21 protein-coding genes and 1 pseudogene are annotated in these 20,589 nt (G+C 42.3%); 8 read left to right on the plus strand and 14 right to left on the minus strand.

Annotated features, from left to right (window positions below):
- Nucleotides 1-170 precede the first annotated feature (170 nt).
- The 7 genes from ACKTT9_RS04845 to ACKTT9_RS04875 all read left to right on the plus strand — a co-directional run bounded on the left by ACKTT9_RS04845 (nt 171) and on the right by ACKTT9_RS04875 (nt 8,682).
- On the plus strand, nt 171-380 hold the full coding sequence (locus ACKTT9_RS04845; protein WP_407870702.1) for a hypothetical protein: 210 nt from the start codon (nt 171-173) through the stop codon (nt 378-380).
- Between the two features lie 306 nt (nt 381-686).
- Nucleotides 687-767, plus strand: coding sequence for a K(+)-transporting ATPase subunit F (gene kdpF, locus ACKTT9_RS04850; protein WP_407872961.1), 81 nt, complete (start codon nt 687-689; stop codon nt 765-767).
- A gap of 30 nt (nt 768-797) precedes the next feature.
- Complete coding sequence (gene kdpA, locus ACKTT9_RS04855; RefSeq protein ID WP_407870703.1) at nt 798-2,468, plus strand: potassium-transporting ATPase subunit KdpA; 1,671 nt, start codon at nt 798-800, stop codon at nt 2,466-2,468.
- Nucleotides 2,469-2,494: 26 nt separating this feature from the next.
- Entirely contained in the window at nt 2,495-4,522 is a 2,028-nt protein-coding gene (gene kdpB, locus ACKTT9_RS04860) for a potassium-transporting ATPase subunit KdpB (RefSeq protein WP_407870704.1), read from the plus strand.
- Between the two features lie 12 nt (nt 4,523-4,534).
- Nucleotides 4,535-5,119, plus strand: coding sequence for a potassium-transporting ATPase subunit KdpC (gene kdpC, locus ACKTT9_RS04865; protein ID WP_407870705.1), 585 nt, complete (start codon nt 4,535-4,537; stop codon nt 5,117-5,119).
- 199 nt (nt 5,120-5,318) lie between these two features.
- A complete protein-coding gene (locus ACKTT9_RS04870; RefSeq protein ID WP_407870706.1) occupies nt 5,319-7,991 on the plus strand; it encodes an ATP-binding protein in 2,673 nt (890 codons plus the stop codon).
- Nucleotides 7,984-8,682: a response regulator gene (locus ACKTT9_RS04875; protein WP_407872962.1), complete on the plus strand. Its 699-nt coding sequence runs from the start codon at nt 7,984-7,986 to the stop codon at nt 8,680-8,682. Before ACKTT9_RS04870 ends, ACKTT9_RS04875 begins: the two co-directional genes overlap by 8 nt.
- A 260-nt stretch (nt 8,683-8,942) precedes the next feature.
- Here the strand turns inward: ACKTT9_RS04875 and ACKTT9_RS04880 are convergent, their stop codons facing one another.
- From ACKTT9_RS04880 to ACKTT9_RS04895, 4 genes are all read right to left on the minus strand, one after another.
- Nucleotides 8,943-9,233: a hypothetical protein gene (locus ACKTT9_RS04880; protein ID WP_407870707.1), complete on the minus strand. Its 291-nt coding sequence runs from the start codon at nt 9,231-9,233 to the stop codon at nt 8,943-8,945.
- Nucleotides 9,234-9,250: 17 nt separating this feature from the next.
- Nucleotides 9,251-10,531, minus strand: coding sequence for an SLC13 family permease (locus ACKTT9_RS04885; protein WP_407870708.1), 1,281 nt, complete (start codon nt 10,529-10,531; stop codon nt 9,251-9,253).
- A gap of 15 nt (nt 10,532-10,546) precedes the next feature.
- Nucleotides 10,547-10,738 carry a hypothetical protein gene (locus ACKTT9_RS04890; protein ID WP_407870709.1) on the minus strand — a complete coding sequence of 64 codons (192 nt, stop codon included), beginning with the start codon at nt 10,736-10,738 and terminating at the stop codon, nt 10,547-10,549.
- 312 nt (nt 10,739-11,050) lie between these two features.
- Nucleotides 11,051-11,509 carry a stalk domain-containing protein gene (locus ACKTT9_RS04895; RefSeq protein ID WP_407870710.1) on the minus strand — a complete coding sequence of 153 codons (459 nt, stop codon included), beginning with the start codon at nt 11,507-11,509 and terminating at the stop codon, nt 11,051-11,053.
- A 569-nt stretch (nt 11,510-12,078) separates the two neighbouring features.
- Here ACKTT9_RS04895 and ACKTT9_RS04900 point away from each other — a divergent pair.
- Nucleotides 12,079-13,671 carry a spore germination protein gene (locus ACKTT9_RS04900; RefSeq protein WP_407870711.1) on the plus strand — a complete coding sequence of 531 codons (1,593 nt, stop codon included), beginning with the start codon at nt 12,079-12,081 and terminating at the stop codon, nt 13,669-13,671.
- A 409-nt stretch (nt 13,672-14,080) separates the two neighbouring features.
- Here the strand turns inward: ACKTT9_RS04900 and ACKTT9_RS04905 are convergent, their stop codons facing one another.
- The 10 genes and pseudogenes from ACKTT9_RS04905 to ACKTT9_RS04950 all read right to left on the minus strand — a co-directional run bounded on the left by ACKTT9_RS04905 (nt 14,081) and on the right by ACKTT9_RS04950 (nt 20,448).
- On the minus strand, nt 14,081-14,578 hold the full coding sequence (locus ACKTT9_RS04905) for a cytochrome d ubiquinol oxidase subunit II (protein ID WP_407870712.1): 498 nt from the start codon (nt 14,576-14,578) through the stop codon (nt 14,081-14,083).
- 53 nt (nt 14,579-14,631) lie between these two features.
- A pseudogene (locus ACKTT9_RS04910) lies at nt 14,632-15,154 on the minus strand (cytochrome d ubiquinol oxidase subunit II); the annotation flags it as partial.
- Between the two features lie 546 nt (nt 15,155-15,700).
- Nucleotides 15,701-15,844: a helix-turn-helix domain-containing protein gene (locus ACKTT9_RS04915; RefSeq protein ID WP_407872963.1), complete on the minus strand. Its 144-nt coding sequence runs from the start codon at nt 15,842-15,844 to the stop codon at nt 15,701-15,703.
- A gap of 15 nt (nt 15,845-15,859) precedes the next feature.
- Nucleotides 15,860-16,009 carry an AraC family transcriptional regulator gene (locus ACKTT9_RS04920; protein WP_407872964.1) on the minus strand — a complete coding sequence of 50 codons (150 nt, stop codon included), beginning with the start codon at nt 16,007-16,009 and terminating at the stop codon, nt 15,860-15,862.
- A 461-nt stretch (nt 16,010-16,470) separates the two neighbouring features.
- Nucleotides 16,471-16,683, minus strand: a complete 213-nt coding sequence (locus ACKTT9_RS04925) for a hypothetical protein (RefSeq protein WP_407870713.1) — start codon at nt 16,681-16,683, stop codon at nt 16,471-16,473.
- Nucleotides 16,684-16,776: 93 nt separating this feature from the next.
- Nucleotides 16,777-18,132 (minus strand): glycoside hydrolase family 140 protein, encoded by a 1,356-nt coding sequence (locus ACKTT9_RS04930; protein WP_407870714.1) that lies wholly within the window; start codon nt 18,130-18,132, stop codon nt 16,777-16,779.
- 95 nt (nt 18,133-18,227) lie between these two features.
- On the minus strand, nt 18,228-19,265 hold the full coding sequence (locus tag ACKTT9_RS04935; RefSeq protein ID WP_407870715.1) for a LacI family DNA-binding transcriptional regulator: 1,038 nt from the start codon (nt 19,263-19,265) through the stop codon (nt 18,228-18,230).
- A 194-nt stretch (nt 19,266-19,459) separates the two neighbouring features.
- On the minus strand, nt 19,460-19,669 hold the full coding sequence (locus ACKTT9_RS04940; protein WP_407870716.1) for a hypothetical protein: 210 nt from the start codon (nt 19,667-19,669) through the stop codon (nt 19,460-19,462).
- Entirely contained in the window at nt 19,659-20,012 is a 354-nt protein-coding gene (locus tag ACKTT9_RS04945) for a substrate-binding domain-containing protein (protein ID WP_407870717.1), read from the minus strand. The genes ACKTT9_RS04940 and ACKTT9_RS04945 overlap by 11 nt, the downstream gene beginning before the upstream one ends.
- 289 nt (nt 20,013-20,301) lie before the next feature.
- Complete coding sequence (locus tag ACKTT9_RS04950) at nt 20,302-20,448, minus strand: LacI family DNA-binding transcriptional regulator (protein WP_407872965.1); 147 nt, start codon at nt 20,446-20,448, stop codon at nt 20,302-20,304.
- Between the last annotated feature and the right edge of the window lie 141 nt (nt 20,449-20,589).

The raw sequence follows: 20,589 nt of genomic DNA on the forward strand, positions 1-20,589 counted from the left end.
CAACTTCTCATTAGAATGATGGTTTTTATGTTTTTTTTATTTGTATAGTTAGATTCTTTACACCATTTTTATACAGATCGACGTTACAATGGGTCAGGTAAGGGGCAGTGATTGTCATACAAAGTGATTTATTGCTGATAGCTGCGCCGACCAAGGCAGGTGAAGATTTTATGAAACAGGTAAATTTGGTTGGCCAACCTTTTATTGCATTAACCAACAATAAGTCTGAGAAGCTTAAGCTAGAAGAGGCAGGTGTGAAACAAATCATCAAAGTGGATACGTCGAATCCAGTTACAATGGTCATTCCCGACTATCCAATTGGAAACATAATTTTGTTTGAGGAGAGTTTGCCTTTATGCTGCCGTTATATCCAGATATGACGTAGCTGGACCTCTATGACTATTTATGTGATTACGCAAAATGTTAATCCTAGATTGGTTTACAAAGACCTAGGTGAGGACTATTTTATTTATACTAAAAACGGTGATGTTAAATTCCTACTACCTTCCCTTAAATCAAAATAAAAAATAGTAGAGGTTTATAAAGGTTTTTGGAATTTTACTTTTAAAGGAGGTTAATGGCATGTTGGATATTGTAATGATTGCGGTATTTATTCTACTAACGTCATTGATGATTGGCGTATCGGCCTGGGCTGGGAATGTTGTCGAAGAAGGAAGTGGGAATAAATGATCTGGGTGCTGGGGATCGTTGTAGTGATGATGTTTGTATATCTCGTTTATGCTTTATTAAATCCGGAAAAATTTTAGAAATATTATCTCAGGAGGGATTTAATCAGAATGGTTGCCTTCATTTCAATTACCATCACGTTACTGCTAGTTTTGCTATTGGCTCGTCCAGCAGGTTTGTATATAGCTAAAGCATTTACTTACAATAGGACAGGTTTAGATAAGTTGTTTGGACCAATGGAAAAATTGATATATGCAATAGGCGGTGTACGTCAAGATGATCAGACATGGAAAAAGTATGCTGCTGCTGCGGTACTAAGCAATGCCGTGATGATTACGCTCGTTTACATTATTTTTCGAACGCAGGCATATTTGCCGCTGAACCCAGCTGATGTTCCAAATATGGAAACTACACTTGCGTTTAATACAGCGATCAGCTTTATGACCAATACGAATTTACAGCATTATAGCGGCGAGAGCGGCTTATCGTATTTAGCCCAAATGATCGCAATTGTTTTTATGATGTTTACGGCTCCAGCCACTGCGCTTGCAGTAGCCATTGCATTTATTCGTGGTCTTGCCGGTAAGCCACTTGGCAATTTTTTTGTGGATCTGATCCGCTCGATTACGCGTATTTTGCTGCCGATTTCATTTGTCATGGCATTCGTATTTATCGCCCTTGGCGTGCCGCAAACGCTGGAACCTGCGGCTGTCGCACATACCTTGGAAGGTGCTGAACAAATTATTGCCAGAGGACCAGTAGGATCGTTCCTATCGATCAAGGAGCTCGGTAATAACGGAGGCGGATTCTTCGGAGTCAACTCTGCTCATCCATTCGAGAATCCTGATGCGATCAGTAATTTACTTCAAATCGTATTGATGATGTTTTTTGGAACGGCACTTCCGTTTACTTATGGGAAAATTGTCGGAAATATGAAGCAAGGACGTATTCTATTTGTTTCAATGGCGCTACTGTTTGTCATTATGCTTGGAATTTCGTTCACGGCGGAAAACGCTGGTAACCCAGCCTTAAACGCAATGGGGGTGCAGCATGATCAGGGAAGTATGGAAGGAAAAGAAGTTAGGTTCGGCATCACGGAGTCATCCCTATACTCAGTCGTTACCACGTCGACCGAAACAGGTGCTGTCAATGCGATGCATGATTCGCTAACTCCTCTTGGTGGCTTAGTTGCAATCTCCAATATGATGCTCAATACCGTGTTCGGCGGTGTCGGTGCAGGTTTCATGAATGTGCTAATGTATGCCATCATTGGCGTTTTCTTAGCCGGACTGATGGTAGGACGAACGCCGGAGTTTCTGGGTAAAAAAATTGAAGGAAAAGAAATGAAATTAGTTGCACTAACAATGCTGATTTCGCCGTTTCTCATTCTTGTACCAACGGCGATTGCTGTCTTTGGATATCCGAGTACGATATCTAATCCTGGATTCCATGGTTTAACGCAAGCGCTGTACGAGTATACATCATCTGCGGCAAACAACGGTTCTGGATTTGAAGGATTAGGGGATAATACGCCATTCTGGAATATTTCAACAGGGATTGTGATGTACCTAGGGCGGTTTTTCTCCATGGTAACTTTGCTAGCGGTAGCAGGATCACTAGCGGCGAAAAAAACAGTTCCGGAAACGGTGGGTACTTTCCGTACCGACAACGGTTTGTTTGCGGTTGTATTCCTCGCTTCCGTACTAATCGTAGGCGCGCTAACGTTCTTCTCGGGTCTCGTACTCGGACCGATTGCCGAGCAATTAACCTTGAAGCCTTAAGCTAAGTTTGAATGGAGGACCATGCAATGAGTCAAAAGAAATCAATGATGAATGGAACGATAGTAAGAAATGCACTGAAGGAATCATTTTTGAAGCTAGATCCGAGAGTAATGATTCGTAACCCGATCATGTTTGTGGTTGAAATAGGATTTATCATCACGCTATTCCTGATATTTGTTCCAGGAGCATTCGGAGGTGAAGTACCAGTTTGGTTTAATATAGCCGTTTCGTTCATCCTGTTGCTTACGATCCTGTTTGCTAACTTTGCAGAAGCACTGGCTGAGGGCAGAGGAAAAGCGCAAGCCGATTCCCTTAAAAAAACGAAAAAAGAAATTACAGCCAATAAAGTGGTAGGAAATGTCATCAAAACGGTTGCATCCATCGAGCTGCGCAAAAGGGATATTGTCGTTGTTTCACAAGGCGAGCTTATTCCCAGCGATGGCGTAGTCATCGAGGGGCTTGCCTCGATCGACGAATCAGCCATTACCGGTGAATCAGCTCCGGTCATAAAAGAAGCAGGGGGAGATTTCAGCTCGGTTACCGGCGGTACACGTGTTGTCAGCGACCAGATTCGGGTACGAATTACAAGTGATCCCGGTGAAACGTTCCTCGATCGAATGATATCTCTGGTAGAAGGGGCCAAAAGACAGAAAACCCCGAACGAGATTGCACTGAATACCGTTCTGATGAGCTTGACCTTAATCTTTTTGGTTGTCGTCGTTACACTTCCTTTTTTTGGACAATTTTTAAATATCAAGATCGAAGTTCCTATGTTAATTGCTCTACTGGTTTGCCTCATTCCTACTACAATTGGTGGGCTACTATCCGCAATAGGGATCGCGGGGATGGATAGAGTTACCCAGTTCAATGTACTGGCGATGTCAGGTAAAGCTGTGGAAGCGGCTGGGGATATCAACACCATTATTTTAGACAAAACAGGTACAATTACGTATGGAAATCGAATGGCCAGTGATTTTATTCCGGTCAATGGCGTGAAAGAAGCTGCTGTTGCCGAGTGGGCTGCAATTAGCTCCATTAAAGATGAGACACCGGAAGGTCGTTCTGTCTTTGAACTAATGAAAAAACGAGAACTTCGTTATGATGCTGCGGCTGCAGAAGGAGGAGAATTCGTTGAGTTCAAAGCTGAAACTCGAATGAGCGGTATGAACCTCAAAGATGGCCGTATCGTCCGTAAAGGCGCGGTAGATGCAGTGAAAAAGTGGGTGATAGCTCAAGGAGGAAACATTCCCTCAGATTTGGATGCCAAGAGCGATAAAGTTGCTTCTGCAGGCGGTACACCGCTTGCTGTTGCGGTAGATAACAATATATTTGGGGTCATTTATTTAAAGGACACCGTAAAACCCGGGATGAGGGAACGCTTTGAGCAGATGCGTCAAATGGGAATTAAAACAGTCATGTGTACCGGGGACAACCCGTTGACGGCCGCGACAATCGCACTCGAAGCTGGTGTGGACGATTTCATTGCGGAAAGCAAACCGGAAGATAAAATTGCCGTTATTCGCAAAGAACAAGCAGAAGGCAAGCTGGTTGCTATGACGGGTGATGGTACGAACGATGCTCCTGCGCTTGCCCAAGCGGACGTAGGTATCGCCATGAATAGCGGTACTGTTGCGGCTAAAGAGGCAGCCAACATGGTCGATCTTGATTCCGACCCTTCCAAGATTATTGAAGTGGTTGCTATCGGTAAGCAGCTACTTATGACAAGAGGAGCGTTAACTACGTTCAGTATTGCCAATGATATCGCAAAGTATTTCGCGATCATCCCTGCCATGTTTATGATTGCAATTCCAGAAATGGAAGTGTTGAATGTCATGCGGCTCGGATCTCCAATGTCAGCGATTTTATCGGCACTTATCTTTAATGCGATCATCATCCCCATACTGATTCCGCTTGCAATGAAAGGAGTCGCTTATAAGCCCCTTAGCTCTTCGAAGCTGTTGCAACGAAATTTATTCGTCTACGGTTTAGGCGGAGTAGTCGTTCCTTTTATTGGTATTAAACTAATCGACCTTGTCATTCACTTGTGGGTTTAAGAGAGGGAAGGAATGAGTCCTATGAAAGTAATATTATCAAGTATTCGGATAAGTCTGCTTCTCATGCTGCTTTGCGGGCTATTGTATAATTTGATCGTTACTGGAATCGCCCAGGCGGTCATGCCGAGTAAGGCAAGCGGAAGTTTAATTTATAACGATAAAGGAGACATTCTGGGGTCTGAATTGATCGGGCAGAAATTTACCGATCCGAAATACTTTCGAAGTCGCGTATCCAGCATTGATTACAAGGCAGATGGTTCAGGTACGCCCAACTATGCACCTTCCAATCCAGATATGTTAAAACGAGTACAGGAGTCAGTGGATGATTGGAAAACTAATAATCCAGACGTGCCTGTAAGCCAACTTCCAATCGATCTTATTTCTAACTCCGGATCCGGTTTGGATCCTCATATCAGCCCTGCAGCAGCTATAGCACAAATTCCGCGCATCAGTAATTTGACTGGGGTTTCTCCAGGGCAGTTGGAATCACTTGTGAGCACTAATACGCAATCAAGGGAACTCGGATTTCTAGGCGAACCTGGTGTTAATGTATTGAGGCTCAATTTGGATTTGCAAAAAGCGATAAGCAGTAGATAAAAGCACCCTGTTTAGTCTACTAAGTCATGAAAGCATTAAAAAAGTCCTTGCCTGTTTTGCAGGTGAGGCCCTTTTTTTTACTACTCATATCGAGTCGGACTAGGTGAAGGAAACACGTTGAGGCAGTAGGGGATTGAGGTGGTCATTTGTGCGGTCCCAGGTTGCAGGAATACACAAGATTGTGCAGGATGTGATTAGAATGGAAAAATCAAGTAATAAGAAAGGGAAATTAACCTTATTTCTAGGTGCAGCTCCTGGCGTGGGTAAGACTTATGCAATGCTTAAGGCTGCAGTGCAACAAAGAAATAAGGGGATAGATGTTCTATTTGGGTGGGTGGAAGGTGAAGGATACCCAGATACTCAGAAAATAATTGCTCAAGAGATGTTCACGTCCGTATTGCCTCGGCCCATTCGATATCAAGGAAATGTTATTGTTGAAATGGATACTGAGGAAATTATTAAGAGAAGGCCAAGTCTAGTTTTGATGGATAACCTTGAGCATGTGAATGCCCCAGGGGCATTGAAATCAAAGCGATATTTGGATGTGGAGGCAATTCTTACACAAGGGATCGACGTTTATACAACACTTAACATTCAACATGTAGAAAGTTTAAATGACATCGTTACACAAATTATTGGGATAAACATCATAGAGACTGTACCTGACACATTTTTGGAGCAAGCGGATCAAATCCAGATAATCGATGTTCCAACTGATGAATTAATCGGCAGATTCAATCAAAACTTTCATGATGATAAGAAAAAGGATGATCTGCACCGGTTTTATAGAATCGGGAATATCAATGCTCTTCGTGAAATGACATTCCGATATGCTGCCCAACGATTAGACAGCCAGCTTGAACAATATATGCATGCTAAGGATATAGCCGGTCCGTGGCCTGTTGCGGAAAAGGTGATGGTTTGTATAAGTGCCAGCCCCTTTTCCTCGCAGCTAATTAGAATGGGGCGTCAGATGGCCTCTAGCTTAAAAGCAGACTGGATAGTCGTTTATGTGCAGACGCCACAAGGGATGCCTATAAGCGATGTTCAACAAAAACAGTTGGCTCGTAATTTACAACTTGCTGAAGAACTGGGTGCGGAAGTTATTATGATTACAGGTAACGTTATTGCAGAGGAGTTGCTATCTCTGGCTCGTACCCGCAACGTTAAGCAGATTATTATTGGCAAACCAAATCATTCGCGTATCGTAGAATGGTTTCGAAGCCCCGTTGTAGAGCAGGTTATCCGGAATAGTCACGGAATCAGCATTCATGTCATCCCTGGGAAACCTAAAGTATCTTTAGAGAGGGATTCTATAGATCGCTCGGTGAGTTCATTGAATTGGAGGCCTTATGTATGGGTAACACTTTTTGTTACCTTGCTGACCATGATCTTACATGCCTTCGGGCTAGCGTATGACTTAGTCAATATCGCACTAATTTATCTGTTTCCCGTTCTTTTTAGTGCGGTGTATTGGGGACTAGGTCCTTCTTTTTTTACAGCAAGTTTGGGTGTTCTGGCATTTGATTTCTTCTTTGTTCCACCGGTTCTAAGTTTTACGGTTGCTGATTTGCGCTACACTTTTTCCTTTATTGTATATCTGGCTGTAGCCGCATTAACAGCCACTCTGGCTTCCCGTCTAAGGAACCAACTTAATTTCATGAAACAAAGAGAGGCTACTACAGCGTCACTCTATGCGTTAAGCCGACAAATGACGGCTTTTACAGACTTAGATGCTTTGCTTGGAAACATTTTACGCCAAGTATCCGATACGATTGGTACTCAAGTCGCCATTTACCTACCTGATAATAATGATGATTTGAAGGCCAAAACTCATTCTTCCAGTCATTCGAGATGGGGGAAAGGAGAGTCGGAAATGGTCATAGCCAGATGGGTTTATGAACATGGGGAGATGGCTGGTAGGGGCTCTAACACCCTTAGAGAATCTACTGGGCTGTACGTGCCTCTAAGAACGGAAGAGCGGATATATGGTGTACTAGCCGTTAATGTTGATAATCAAATAGGTTCGCCTGAAAATCTGCGCTTGCTAGAGGCTTATGGAGGACTGGCAGCAAGTGCAATTGCACGTGTGAAGCTAAGTGAAGAAGCTAAGATAGCCCATTTAACTGCTGAATCTGAAAGAATAAGAACAGCATTATTAGACTCTGTTTCTCACGAATTGCGTACTCCGTTAGCAACTGTTATTGGATCAGCAACAGGCTTGATCCAAAACGATGCTATTTTCTCTTCCAAAGACCGGCTCGATTTACTTTCTACGATTAGGGATGGCGCATTGCGAATGAATCGGCTGGTCACGAACCTGCTTGGTATGGTGAAGTTGGAAAGCGGTATGCTTCAATTGCGTAAAAAGTGGTGTGATGTGGAGGACGTCATCGGTGTCGTTCTATCGCAAGTGAAGGATTATCAGCAGAATCGCGAGATCCGAGTCGTGTTATCGAAGGATGTTCATTTTCTGTTAGGTGATGATGTGCTTCTTGAGCAAGTGCTGGTTAACGTTGTAAGCAACGCAATCAAATATTCACCTGATCACAGTCAAATCGTTATATCTGTTAAACAAGATAATCTTAACGTAATTATGACGGTATCAGATTCAGGGATCGGTATCTCGGCTGTTGACCGAGAACGTATATTTGAAAAATTTTATCGTGCTGATGCAACGAAGCACGTCCCAGGTACCGGTTTAGGTCTTGCTATTTGCAAAGGCATTGTTGAAGCACACGGAGGAACTATAACAGCAGAACCTAATTTAGAAAGTGGAAGTATGATAATCATTACGCTTCCTAAAGGAGAAAAAAGTTTTCTTTACCCATTGATTCCAGAAGGAGATTATGAACATCATGACAATGGCTAATGGTCCGCGAATTTTAGTCATAGACGATGAACCTCAAATCCGTAAACTACTGAGAATGACTTTACAAGCACAGAACTTCAAAGTTACCGAATCCTCCTCAGGAGAGGATGGTGTCTATCAAGCGAGTATTGCGTATCCTGATCTTATCTTATTGGATCTCGGTTTGCCCGATATTACCGGGATGGAGGTTTTGCATCGTATTAGGGAGTGGTCGCTGATACCGATTATCGTACTTACGGTAAAAGACCGTGAAGAAGATAAAATTGCGGCCCTGGACTGCGGGGCTGACGATTATGTTACCAAGCCGTTTGGCATGGGCGAACTTGTCGCAAGAATTCGCGTAGCGATGCGGCATGTAGCTAAGTCCGGGGACGAACTGATTCTTCAATTTGGCAAGCTTGTTATTGATTTTTCTCAGCGGCTTGTAGAGCTTGACGGAAACAGGGTTAAGCTAACACCAACAGAGTATGAACTACTAAAAATACTTGCTTCCAATGCAGGCAAAGTCCTTACACAGCGTCAGCTGCTAGAACAAGTTTGGGGAGGGCATCATCCCCAATCGGATAGCCATTATCTGCGGGTTTACATTGGTCATCTACGTAAGAAATTAGAGGAGGATTCGACTCGTCCAAAATTTATTGAAACTGAACTAGGGATCGGATACAGGTTTGTAGCATTCATTGATATTTAATGCAATTGAGCCCGCTTTTCTTAGTGAATACGGGCAACTACGCTTGTCATCCTAGCCCCTTATTTCCCATATGAAAATCCCCTTCAAGTAAACTGTACTGCAGTTTTCTTCACACTGTCTACTTAAAGGAGATAGTATCAACGATTGTGCAGCCTACTCAGCTATACTAGCTAATAGCTGAGTGCCGTACAAAATAAAACAAAATATTGGATGTTAATCATGAATGCAGCAGGATAGAAGAGGCTAACCATGCGACGCTGTCATTCGATGACCTCTCTCCATTCCACTTTGGTCAGCAGTTGATGTTTACAAAGTTGAAGGATGAAATCCTCATAAAAATCTTTTCTGACAACAACTCGATATTCATGATTGGTGTAGGGATAGACTAAGACATCCGTAATGACGTCATTAGCTTCGAAGCTTTTTTGAATGAATTTCATCGTTTCAAAGTATGGCTCTGTGAGAATTCGGATCTTAAACTCAAACTCATTAGCAACTGCTACCTCACTAATGTCCACAACATGCTTGTTCCACTCATAAGTTAATTTCAAGATTGTATTCCTCCTAACTAAATTAAATAGCGAATATAGATATAAATACTAGCTAATACGACGGAGAACAGCATGAGGGGGAAGCCGTATTTCATAAAGGTAACGAATTTAATCGGATGACCTTCCTTGCTTGACAGCCCTGCAACGATCAGATTTGCGCTCGCTCCAATTAATGTGCCGTTTCCTCCCAAGCATGCACCAAGCGCTAAACTCCACCATAAAGGTTCCAGGTTATCTACTCCCATATTGCCCATTTCTTGTATCATCGGAATCATTGTCGCGACAAAGGGGATATTGTCTAAAAAAGCTGATGCAATCGCACTGAGCCATAGGATTAACATGGAAGTCGCGATTGGATTACCTCCAGTCAGCTCGATAGCTTGCGCGGCTAGTTTGGAGATGACGCCGGTTTCCACTAGACCTGAGACTAACACGAACAAACCGACGAAAAAGAATATCGTGGTCCACTCCACCTTGGTGAAGGCATTTTCCATGGCATGCTCACCAGTTAGAAGAAGCAGAATAAAAGCACCTGTCAAGGCGACGGTTGCTGACTCCAGATGTAGCATTTGATGCAGGAAAAAGCCAATGATCGTAAGTCCTAAGATAGAGACGCTCTTAATTAATAAAGTGCGGTCCGTGATGACTTCTTTTTCGTCAATTTGCATAATGCTCATCTTTAATTCGGGCGTAGTTTGAATTTGTTTGCGAAACAAGAAGACAAAAATAGGTAGCATGCAAGCCATGATAATTACGGCAATGGGCGCAAGGTTATTGATGAATGCCATGAACGTCAATTCCTTAACCGCACTGCCAATCATGATATTCGGCGGATCCCCGATTAGAGTCGCTGTACCGCCAATATTAGAAGCAAGGATTTGTGTGATCAGAAAAGGAACAGGATTCACTTTTAACTGCCTGGTTATACTGAATGTAACGGGCACCATCAAAAGTACGGTCGTAACGTTGTCAAGAAAGGCAGACCCAACTGCAGTAATGAGCACGAGTGATATTAATATACGAACAGGGTCCCCCTTCGCTTTCTTGGCGGAGACAAGAGCGATATATCGGAATAACCCAGTTTCGGCAGTAATGCTAACAATGATCATCATGCCTATAAGCAGCCCTAAGGTATTAAAATCAATATGGTGTAAAGCGTCTTCTTGATTAACTATACCTAGGATGACCATGAGGACGCCGCCGAGCATAGCGATGATCGTACGATGGATTTTCTCGGCAATGATCATGCCGTATGTCACTAAAAAGATGCCAATTGCTAAGATTGCTTGCTGTTCCATAATTCCTCCTTCATGTTATCTGCGTTTTGACAAAAAGTATCCGATAAGAAGCGTGCTTGATACAGTTACTGCACCAGCACCAATAAACAAGTTGGTTTGTCTTGGCTTTTCTTCTTCGAGGGCAGCATAGACAAGGAATCCAAACAACGCACCCATCCATATAAGAAATAAAGCCGCGCTTACAAGATATTTGATTAGTTCATTCATGTACACTCCTTTCTCTGCATAAAAAAAGAGCCCAACCAAGGGCTCGGCATGGTTAAAAAAAACCAAAAGGAGCCCTTGGTGACAGGCTCCTCCAAAATACAACAAGTATTTGATTACTTCATGATATGATTTGTTTACATCGAATATTCATTTGCGTTTTAAATTTACAATGAAGTAGAGTTTAAGTCAAGTTATTTCAATTTCGCAAAACGACTTAAGGAGTGGACTCATGAGAATATTTCTTGTAAATATATAGATAGTTATGAAAAAAACCATTACCACGAGTGGCAATGGAGGTTTCTATGTATGAATTTATTTAACCAAATAAGTATCGATAAATGTTTTGGGTACATAGGTCATGTCATTAATAATAGAAGGTGCATACATTAGCATGTCGTCCGTGTCACCAACCTTTACGGACTTGTTATCGATTTGAAGCACAAAAGTGTTACCTACCATCATGTTATCTTTCATGGTTTTATCATCCATCATGGCCTTGTCATCCTTCTTTTTATCATCCATCATCCCTTTGTCCTCCATCATCATCTTCGTTAAAGTTACCGAACGAGCTCCCTCATTCCAAGTTACTTTAAATCCGAGCGATTCAGCAATTTGACGCAGCGGAGCAAGTTCAGTCCCATCCTTTGTCATCGTGTTCACAGTACTATAATCAAATTTTTTCATCATCATTTCCTCAGCGCTAGCCAAACTCGGAATGGATAAGATGCATGCCGCTAGTGTAATTACCATTGCTTTTTTCCATGTTTTCATTTTTTCTTCCTCCTTAGTATTGATCACGTATTACTATAACTAAAATAACAAGCTATGCTTAAGAAAGACTAACGAAACCATTACAAAAGACTTACAAGTTTCTAACAAGGATCTATCAGAAATGCTTGAGCAATCATATGCAGGGGAAAAAGAAGAAGGTCCTCCATGGGAACACACTTATAAGCTCGCAATGATGTGTAACGACAAAGTCAATTTAAGGTCATTTGGGTGCCTTTAAAATCAGTTAAGCGTGATTATGAGAGTTGTAAATCATACTGAACTGAGAATCTAAGTTCACGGCAAATAGGAGTGTATTAATGTTTTTTTATATGGTTTGGCGTTACAATGTTTCAGGAAAGGACGGTAATCGTCATACAAATGGATTCTTTGCTGATAGCTGCGCCAACCAGGGCAGCCGAGGACTTAATCTATGTGTTGAAAATAGGATTTATGCGTTGTTTTTTATAATAACATGGTGGTAGTGATGAAGAAAACAATACATCGTAGAATATTTTTGGAGAAAAAATGGGAGATTATATGTATACGTGTTTGGTGTAGGAGGCTGTTCAGTGAATTGGTTTAGGAAATGGATGCGCAACAAACCTGGGCATCCTATTATAGCTGAGGATCTTTATTCTGAAGATGAAGAGAACTCCGTATTAAACACGAATTTAGAACACAATGAATTGATTCTTAAACGTATATTCCACAACAGCTCTGATATCGTATTCCGTAAAGTTCAAAAAGCTGGACAAAATCACTGGCTTATCATCTACTTTGCAACCCTTGTTGAAGAAGAGTTGATTAACGATCATATATTAAATCCAATGATTTCCAAGTGCAAAAAATATAAACCTTTATTTGTTGAAAAAACAGATTCGCTGGATGATCAGAGTATCTCCATAAGTATGACGAGTGTTACATCCCAATTAACTGACATTGTCAAAAAAGTGTTAAATGGCCATGCAGCCGTGCTTACAATAGGGAATTCCGATGCTTTGATGGTTAAAGTGAATACTAAAGCACATCGAAGCCTAGACGAACCGTCATCTGAACCTGTCATTCGTGGTCCTAGAGTTGGATTTATCGAGAACATCTCAACGAATATCGGGTTAATACGATCCAGAATTAAAACTTCCAGACTTAAAATGGAATCATATACCCTTGGAGAACTTTCACAAACCCAAGTTGCCATTACATACATAGTCGGTATTGCTTCCGAATCTGTCATTGAGGAAGTTAGAACAAGGATATCTAGAATTCAAATTGACGGAATCATCGATTCAGGGTATGTTCAGGAATTTATTGAGGATAGTCCGTACTCCCCTTTTCCACTAGTGCACAGCACAGAACGACCCGATGTTGTTGCTTCAGAGTTATTGGAAGGTAAAATTGCTATTCTTGTCGACACCTCTCCATTTGTATTAATTCTCCCAATGACGTTCTGGACTGGACTTCAGGCAAGCGAGGATTACTATGTTCGCTGGCCAATTGCAAGTTTTGTACGATGGATTCGATTCCTTTTCATCAGTCTCGCCATATTTGCTCCTCCTCTATATGTTGCGATTACGACCTTCAACCAAGAAATGATTCCAACTAATCTTGTGTTGAGTATTGCCTCTTCTAGAGAGCCTGTTCCTTTCCCAGCTGTGATCGAAGCCTTTATTATGGAAATTATTTTTGAAGCATTAAGGGAAGCAGGGATTCGATTACCCAAACAGTTAGGACAAGCGATTAGCATTGTTGGGGCGTTGGTCATCGGCCAATCGGCTGTGCTGGCGGGTATTATTTCCGCTCCGGTCGTCATTATAGTATCGATTACAGGTATTGCAGCGTTTACGATACCTCGTTATAACTTCGCAAATGGAATCCGATTACTGCGATTTCCAATGCTATTTTTGGCGGGTACACTTGGACTTTATGGCATTGTACTTGGGTTAATGGGCATTGTGTTACATATCACATCGCTTCGTTCATTCGGTGTCCCATATTTCACTCCAGCAACCCCGTTGACACTCTCGGATTTGAAAGATGTCATCATCCGGGCGCCTATATGGGCTAAAACTCGTCGACCGGAAGCAACAGGATCTAACGATTTAGTACGTGAGCCAGCAGGTCAAAAACCAAGTCCAGAATCCGGTGGAAAAGGGAAGGCGCACTAGAATTTGGTTTGTCAGTCACAATATTGACCACAAGCGTTTGCTGGGATCGTACGGAAATTTATGATCTTGCTTTCATTATGGGTACGGTATTTGACTTGACGGATGAGGGGGGGACTATATCTTCTTATAACATCAAATTGCGATTCCGTCTTCCGCCCAGGGAGGGCCAAGGAGTGTTAGATGCAGCAATAATGGGAAGTTTTTTGTTATTTCGGTTGTTGGCAAAAATATTAATGAAGTGTTCTATCGGCTCAAAAAAAAAGTTCGCGTAGGTTTAGCGCACATCGCGTCGTTATTTATAATAGGTGAAAAGTTTTCTAAATGCGGAATTCAAGACATTATCGATATTTACACGCACGACTTCAAGCAAAGATTAAGAACCCACATGATGTCGTGGATGACAAGAATATTATCTCATTAATGGGCGAAAAAACTGCAGCTTTTTTGTTTTATGGGATAATGTTCTTGTCAAAACCAAATGACAAGAACAGACAATGTCGACCCAGCGGTGGATCTGGTTAATGGCACTTACAAGTCGTTTAACAACCGTTTCTCGGTGTAGTAGTCCGGTTATAAAAGCAATAATTAAGGCTACTGCCATGGACTGATTAGTAAAATGTTCATACATAGATAAGTAAGGGTAAAGTAGATAAGGTAAGTGAGATGCCCCATAACCGTAAAAAGCAAATGCAAATTGAACCATCACGCAAATAAAGGACAACCCATAATTTTTTTTCTTCCAAACGAAATAAACAGCTGCCAGAAAGAAGAGAAACGAACATGCAAACATCCAGGATAACTCCGTGATATGCTGATAATGTTCAGGGTTATGCAAGTTAATCGAGTAAAATACGATTAAACTGCAAATGGTCGTCGGTGCGCTCCAAGTTAATGCCCATTTCCGCACAATTTCAAGAGCTGGCAGGCGTAAAATGTTAAAAACGTAGCAGAAATATAAAGGACACTAACAATTGCAAGTAAAACAACGGACCATGAGTAAAGACTGAGAAAGAGTTTGCTGTATTGAAATAAGATCTTACCATTCTGAATTTCAATAAAATCACCCTCTGAAATTGTCAGCGCTGTTGATAATAAAGCAGGAATCAGAAGTCCAGTTGCACCATATAAGAATGCATAAATTTCTCGACTCTTGAAATAAGATCTTACCATTCTGAATTTCAATAAAATCACCCTCTGAAATTGTCAGCACTGTTGATAATGAAGCAGGAATCAGAAGTCCAGTTGCACCATATAAGAATGCATAAATTTCTCGACTATTTATGCCATATGTATTAAACGCATAGCAGGAACCACGTATAGCAAGAAGTATGATGGCTACGCTACCAGGAACTAATAAGGCTGTTCCATAGTAATAAGCGGTATCTGGGAAAAAGCCTACGATCCCGACAATAAAAAATATGAGAAAGACATTCGTTACCTCCCACACAGGAGATAAGTATCGTTTAATGATATTCTGTATCACGTGTTTATCCTTTTACTACTAACTGTGATCACTTCTATCGCTTAAATCAAATGCACAAACAGCTAGAGTGTTGAAACCACTTTTTGGAAATGTTGAGAAAGTTTAAAAACGATCGATGTTGCATTCTTATGAAGGAAAGCTCTGTTTTCGAAAAGAAGATTAATGTTGAAAAAAAGACTGTTCCAGGATTTGTTACACATTCTACACTACAAGAAATGATTGAATATATGCGAAAACTTGAGTGGAAGGTAGATGAACTGAATGGTATTTGGAAAGAGGTTGAGGTAAGTTAGTCACATTATCCACAAGTAAAATGTTAATAAATTTGTATGAATTGTGGATAATCATGATATCAAGTAAAATAAGTTGCTTGTTGCGGTGAAACTAATATGCCTATATAAATGCAGTTAAATAACTAACAAATTAAGTTTTGAAGTAATTGAAGTAACCAACATAGTTTAGCTGAATAGAAAATGATCCGTTTGGCTGTTAGATTGTATAGAAAAAAGCGCAGTTATTCCTGATTCATTCAGGGAAACTGCGCTTTTATTTATTAACCGTATCAAGATAACGCTTATACTCAGAGGGAAGCATACCTACGATCTTCTTGAACACAGCTGTGAAATGCTTAGAGGTCTGATAACCCACCATAAAAGAAATTTCGTACAGTTTATGTTTATCATCGGCCAGAAGTGTTTTGGCAAGCTACATTCGTTTTTGTATTACATAATCAATAAAATTGATTCCGGTCGTTTGCTTAAATAACTCGCTTAAATAGTTAGGATGCATATGCACATGTTCTGCCGCACCTTGTAAGGTGAGATTGTGATTTGAATGAGTATGAATGGAATGTATTGTTTTACCCTGACAATGTGATAAGGATCAGATTGATTGTTCATCTGTAAAATCTGATTCAATACCTCCTGGGTAATCACATCAAGCTTTTCGACCTAAATATCTTGAGATAGTGTGGCACGTCTAATTGCAAAAGTTCAAGTACGGACGGATCCAGGACCAATTGACGAGAAGGCCCCGATTTAACAGCGAAGTTACCTAGGCTTACAAGACGGTTAATAAATTGTTCCCTCCATAGTTCAGGTTGATTGGGGGGAAAGCTGTTTGAAATGAGCTCGATGAGGTGAAAACGTCTTTGCTTCATCCATATATTTTGCAACGAGATATAGGTACTCAAATATGATGAAGCACTAAAGGCGCTATATGAGACCAGAGGCAATTCGCATGGTGTGGCGGCACAAAGCGCCTGGCATGGTGTGACCAGTTGATTGCCATCGAACGGGGGCTGCTGAAGGGCACGCCTAAAGAACGGCTAGCTTCGGGAAAGAAACAAAGCCAACCGGTGTCAGCGCAGCGATATACAGCATGATCGAGACGGATAAGGAAAAGGGCTGCAACCTCTCTGGTATCTCACGTACCTGTTTGAGCAGTTGCCAAAGCTCACCGACTTGTAAGAGCCAGCCGCTTAACACCGTTCCTGCCAATGTCACGGAAGATTCCAGACTCCGTCGCATAAATTAATCTCTATACCATCATACACAGACCCCATTCTGACTCCTGGGTGGGGTCTATTTGTCGCTCGCCATAAATCAGCGCTCTTTCTACCCTTAATTCCCAAAAGGTGTCGGAATATCGGACTCTTGATTGACTTTCTGAATGACAAGGATCCAGTCCTGTCCACGTCCAGAGGTCGGCGGTGCGTATGTTTGGAATGTCTGCCCATCCCATGCACGAGGAGATAATCGAAATTCGTAATTAACACCATAGCGTGGGTCAAACCATGATTGACTCACATAAGCAGCTTTTACAGTACTCTGATCAAGAGTAAATGATTCCCCTCTTGGGGTATAAACAATAATTTTTGAATCGTTAACCGCACGCATCGCTCGAATCTTGGAAGAGCCACTTTTAGCCCCATCGAAAATGATCGTCTGGTCGGGAATAAGAGTATGGAACGCATGTGCTTCCATAAAGCGACGCATGATACCCATCTGACGTGCTCCTGGATGGTGAAGCGCCTCATACCAGGGAATATTGGCACTGATTACAGGTTCACGGCCTGGTTGCCACATTTGCCATATATTGTTATTACCGTAAGAGTGTCCGCACGCCCCAGCCATGACAGACCACCATCCTGCTTGCCGTGAATCATAGTCGTCAAAACGTTTTATTCGATCATGGTCACGCAAGTAAAATCCAACCGGAATACACTCGTACCGTGGCTCGCCATCCAATGTGGGACGAATAGGTGTGAGCCCGAGATCATACTCTGCATAAAGCCCTGTGTCATGATCATACGCAGCATGGGAAGATTGAGACATATGGAAATCAAGCCAAGCTGCATCATGTAATTGCCTTGAAGACTGGCCGGGTCCGCGTGGATGAAATGTAATAAGATGCTTTCCGCTATCACCTTCCCGAAGTCCGCCGGCTAAGGCATCGATAATGGAGCGTTCTTCCTTTGTGACAACGTTCTGATCACCGCCAAGAATCCAAATAATTGATTTCGTGCGGTAACGTTTACCGAGAAATTGTCCATACGCGCGTGCGGTTTCTGGGGTGAAAATATTTGAATTTCCAGTTTTCCAATACTTCCCCCAAGTAGGCAGGAAGCCTATATACAAGCCTAGTCTTCCAGCATAATCAATAATAAAATCAACATGTTCAAAGTAAGATTCATTGGGACGCGAGGGGTCGTTGTCGATTAGTGGGAGTAAGCCATAAGCATTAGGCTCAGTCAGGCCGTTGATTTCTGCTATTGCAACAGCTTGGATTATAGAAAACCCTTTACTGGCACGATCCTCCAGATAGCTTATTGCTTCTTGACGATTCAAGCGATGGAACAATTCCCATGCCGTATCTCCCAAGTAAAAAAAGGGAGTACCGTCTATGTGCTCGATGTACCGTCCATTCTCCGCAATTTTTAAACTTTGTCGACCACTTAATTTATTAACAGTATCCATAGTATTTTTCCTAAACGCTCCATTTTTATTTATTTACATATACAACTACGATAGGACTCTCGCAAGTTATATCATGTATACGATGAACCCCGACATCAAACGGGCGCAGTTCGGGTTGAGCTGCGTACAATCAGGCGTGTATCGACTAGGATTTTGGTTGTAGCGTCCGAGCCTTTATCCTCGATCCGTTCGATTAGCCGCTGGACGGCTAGTGAGGCCAGCTGCTTCTTCTCCACATGGACCGTCGTTAATTCTGGAGTAATAATTTTGGCTTCATAGATGTCATCGAAGCCCGCCACGGCAATATCGTGGGGTACTCGTATACCAAGCTCCGTAAGGGACTTGATGACACTTATGGCCATATAGTCGCATTCACAGAACAAAGCCGTTGGCAGCCGATCCTGCTGGGAGCGGATTTTGGCGACAAAATCTTTCTGGGCTTGGACCACCGTAGGAAAGATGGAATAAATATGATCCTTATTCAGCTCTATTGAGGACTCCTGCATCGCGGCGCTGAAGCCCCTTAACCGCTCATCGAAATTATACATACGGTTCTTGGACTGCACATACCCGATAGAACTGTGACCCAGTTCGATAAGATGGGCAGCAGCTTGATAGGCACCCATCATGTTGTTGATAGCACAGAAGTCCACATCAAGAGTTTGGAAGCAAGTATCCAGCACTAGAAGGTTGGGAATCCGGCTAGATATATCCTCGATCTGTTCCCTGGACAGATTCGTACCGAGCAATAGGAGTCCGTTTGTTTCATAGTTCTGTTCCAACTTCCCAATCTCATGGCCGGGATCTTCACCTTGAACCGAAGAGAATAGAAGGGAGTACCCGTATGCACTGCATTGCTCTTCAATATGATGGATCAGCTCTGTGAAAAAGGGCTGCTTTTGGTATTCATCCGTCAATATACCCGAACTGGTTAATGCTGCAAACCGTAAGGTCCGGTTTTGTCCTGCTGCAACGCGTGATTGAGATAAGGATTTGTGGTAATAGCCGTGCTCTTGGGCGATCCGCAAAATTTTGTCCCGGGTTTCCGGGCTTACGCCGGGCTTTCCATTGAGTGCGAAGGAAACGGCTGACTTGGAAACCTGTGCCAGTTTTGCAATCTCTTCTATATTCATCGTATACAGCCACCTTGATTATAAATTGAATGGGAATGATGCATGTTTAGTTAGATTCCTATTTATAGTATTCTTCCAAATCATAGGGATTTCCTCCGGGAAGGGAAGAAACTCAACAAGTTAATGTAAAGCTTAGAGCTGACCTCTCAACAAAAAGGGACGCCAGCTTTTCTCTTGCCGTCGTACATCTGGCGCTAAGATTCCGGCTGCAGTTGAGGGGAATTGCATGAAGAACTTTCCACTAAGGGGGTGTCTATCTTGATCTTCGTCTTGAATTCGCTCACGGAACCTATGACATCGATAAACGTATCCACAGCAAGTCGGGCCATTCTCTCCTTTTCTACATGGATAATAGTAAGCTCAGGAGTGACTATTATCGATTCCGAAATATTATCAAAACCCATAACGGATACATCTCCCGTAGCCCAGCTCGGTCAAGGTCTTTATGGCGCTCATGGCGATATAATCGCACTCGCAGAACAACGCGGTCGGAAACTTACGTGCGAAAAGAATCGTGGGCTCAACTGAAAAGTATGGGCCTATTCCTGCTTCCAAGCCCAACTCGTGGAGGACGTCTGTAAAACCCCGTTTGCGCTCTTCAAAATTATGGATTCTAACAGTAGAGGAAATATATCCGATGTATTGGTGGCCCAAAGAGCATAGGTGGGAAGCCGCCTGATAAGCACCCAGATAATTATTTATCTCCACGAAGTGCACTGGCAGATTCTCGTAGGAAGTATCTAACACAACGAGGTTCGGCAGTATATCCGCAAGCTCGGAGATCTCGGTCTAGAAAGGTTGGTGCCCAGCAGGATCATTTCGTCCGTCTCCCGCCCCGCTGAAAATTTACGGATATCACGCTCGTAATAGTCCTTATCCATTGTCATGAATAGCAGTGAGTAGCCCCTAGATCGGCATCCTTCCTCTATATAGTGAATTAGTTCTTGGAAAAGGGCTGCTGGTAATAGTTTTTTGAGACGAAGTCCGAATTGGCAAGTACAAAAAAAGTCTGAGTTCTTGAGGATCCATCTGGTAGTTAGACGCGGTTCTTGGACGCATAATCGTTATGCTTGGCGATTTGGCAAATCTGGTCACGGGTTTTTGTGCTGATCCCTGATTTGCCTCTTAGTGCAAGAGAAACAGCAGACTTGGAAACGCCCGCCATTCTGGTGATGTCTTCCATCTTCACTGTGGTAGGCTCCGTTCTAAACACTAAAGTTTAGGTAGTGAATTTTAGTTTAACTTTTATTTTATAAAGTTGCAAACATATAAATTTATTTATATAACTTTAAGCGATAATCACTTTATAACGAGTAAAATTGCG

The organism is Paenibacillus sp. P36, assembly GCF_045866505.1.
In the GTDB taxonomy this organism is placed as follows: domain Bacteria; phylum Bacillota; class Bacilli; order Paenibacillales; family NBRC-103111; genus Paenibacillus_E; species Paenibacillus_E chondroitinus.

What these genes read in the sequence shown, in the direction of transcription:
- ACKTT9_RS04845 (WP_407870702.1), top strand. Translation starts at nt 171, where the DNA reads ATGAAACAGGTAAATTTGGTTGGCCAACCTTTTATTGCATTAACCAAC.
- kdpF (WP_407872961.1), top strand. Translation starts at nt 687, where the DNA reads ATGATCTGGGTGCTGGGGATCGTTGTAGTGATGATGTTTGTATATCTC.
- kdpA (WP_407870703.1), top strand. Translation starts at nt 798, where the DNA reads ATGGTTGCCTTCATTTCAATTACCATCACGTTACTGCTAGTTTTGCTA.
- kdpB (WP_407870704.1), top strand. Translation starts at nt 2,495, where the DNA reads ATGAGTCAAAAGAAATCAATGATGAATGGAACGATAGTAAGAAATGCA.
- kdpC (WP_407870705.1), top strand. Translation starts at nt 4,535, where the DNA reads ATGAGTCCTATGAAAGTAATATTATCAAGTATTCGGATAAGTCTGCTT.
- ACKTT9_RS04870 (WP_407870706.1), top strand. Translation starts at nt 5,319, where the DNA reads ATGGAAAAATCAAGTAATAAGAAAGGGAAATTAACCTTATTTCTAGGT.
- ACKTT9_RS04875 (WP_407872962.1), top strand. Translation starts at nt 7,984, where the DNA reads ATGGCTAATGGTCCGCGAATTTTAGTCATAGACGATGAACCTCAAATC.
- ACKTT9_RS04885 (WP_407870708.1), bottom strand. Translation starts at nt 10,531, where the DNA reads ATGGAACAGCAAGCAATCTTAGCAATTGGCATCTTTTTAGTGACATAC.
- ACKTT9_RS04890 (WP_407870709.1), bottom strand. Translation starts at nt 10,738, where the DNA reads ATGAATGAACTAATCAAATATCTTGTAAGCGCGGCTTTATTTCTTATA.
- ACKTT9_RS04895 (WP_407870710.1), bottom strand. Translation starts at nt 11,509, where the DNA reads ATGAAAACATGGAAAAAAGCAATGGTAATTACACTAGCGGCATGCATC.
- ACKTT9_RS04925 (WP_407870713.1), bottom strand. Translation starts at nt 16,683, where the DNA reads ATGCGACGGAGTCTGGAATCTTCCGTGACATTGGCAGGAACGGTGTTA.
- ACKTT9_RS04930 (WP_407870714.1), bottom strand. Translation starts at nt 18,132, where the DNA reads ATGGATACTGTTAATAAATTAAGTGGTCGACAAAGTTTAAAAATTGCG.
- ACKTT9_RS04935 (WP_407870715.1), bottom strand. Translation starts at nt 19,265, where the DNA reads ATGAATATAGAAGAGATTGCAAAACTGGCACAGGTTTCCAAGTCAGCC.
- ACKTT9_RS04940 (WP_407870716.1), bottom strand. Translation starts at nt 19,669, where the DNA reads ATGGGTTTTGATAATATTTCGGAATCGATAATAGTCACTCCTGAGCTT.
- ACKTT9_RS04950 (WP_407872965.1), bottom strand. Translation starts at nt 20,448, where the DNA reads ATGGAAGACATCACCAGAATGGCGGGCGTTTCCAAGTCTGCTGTTTCT.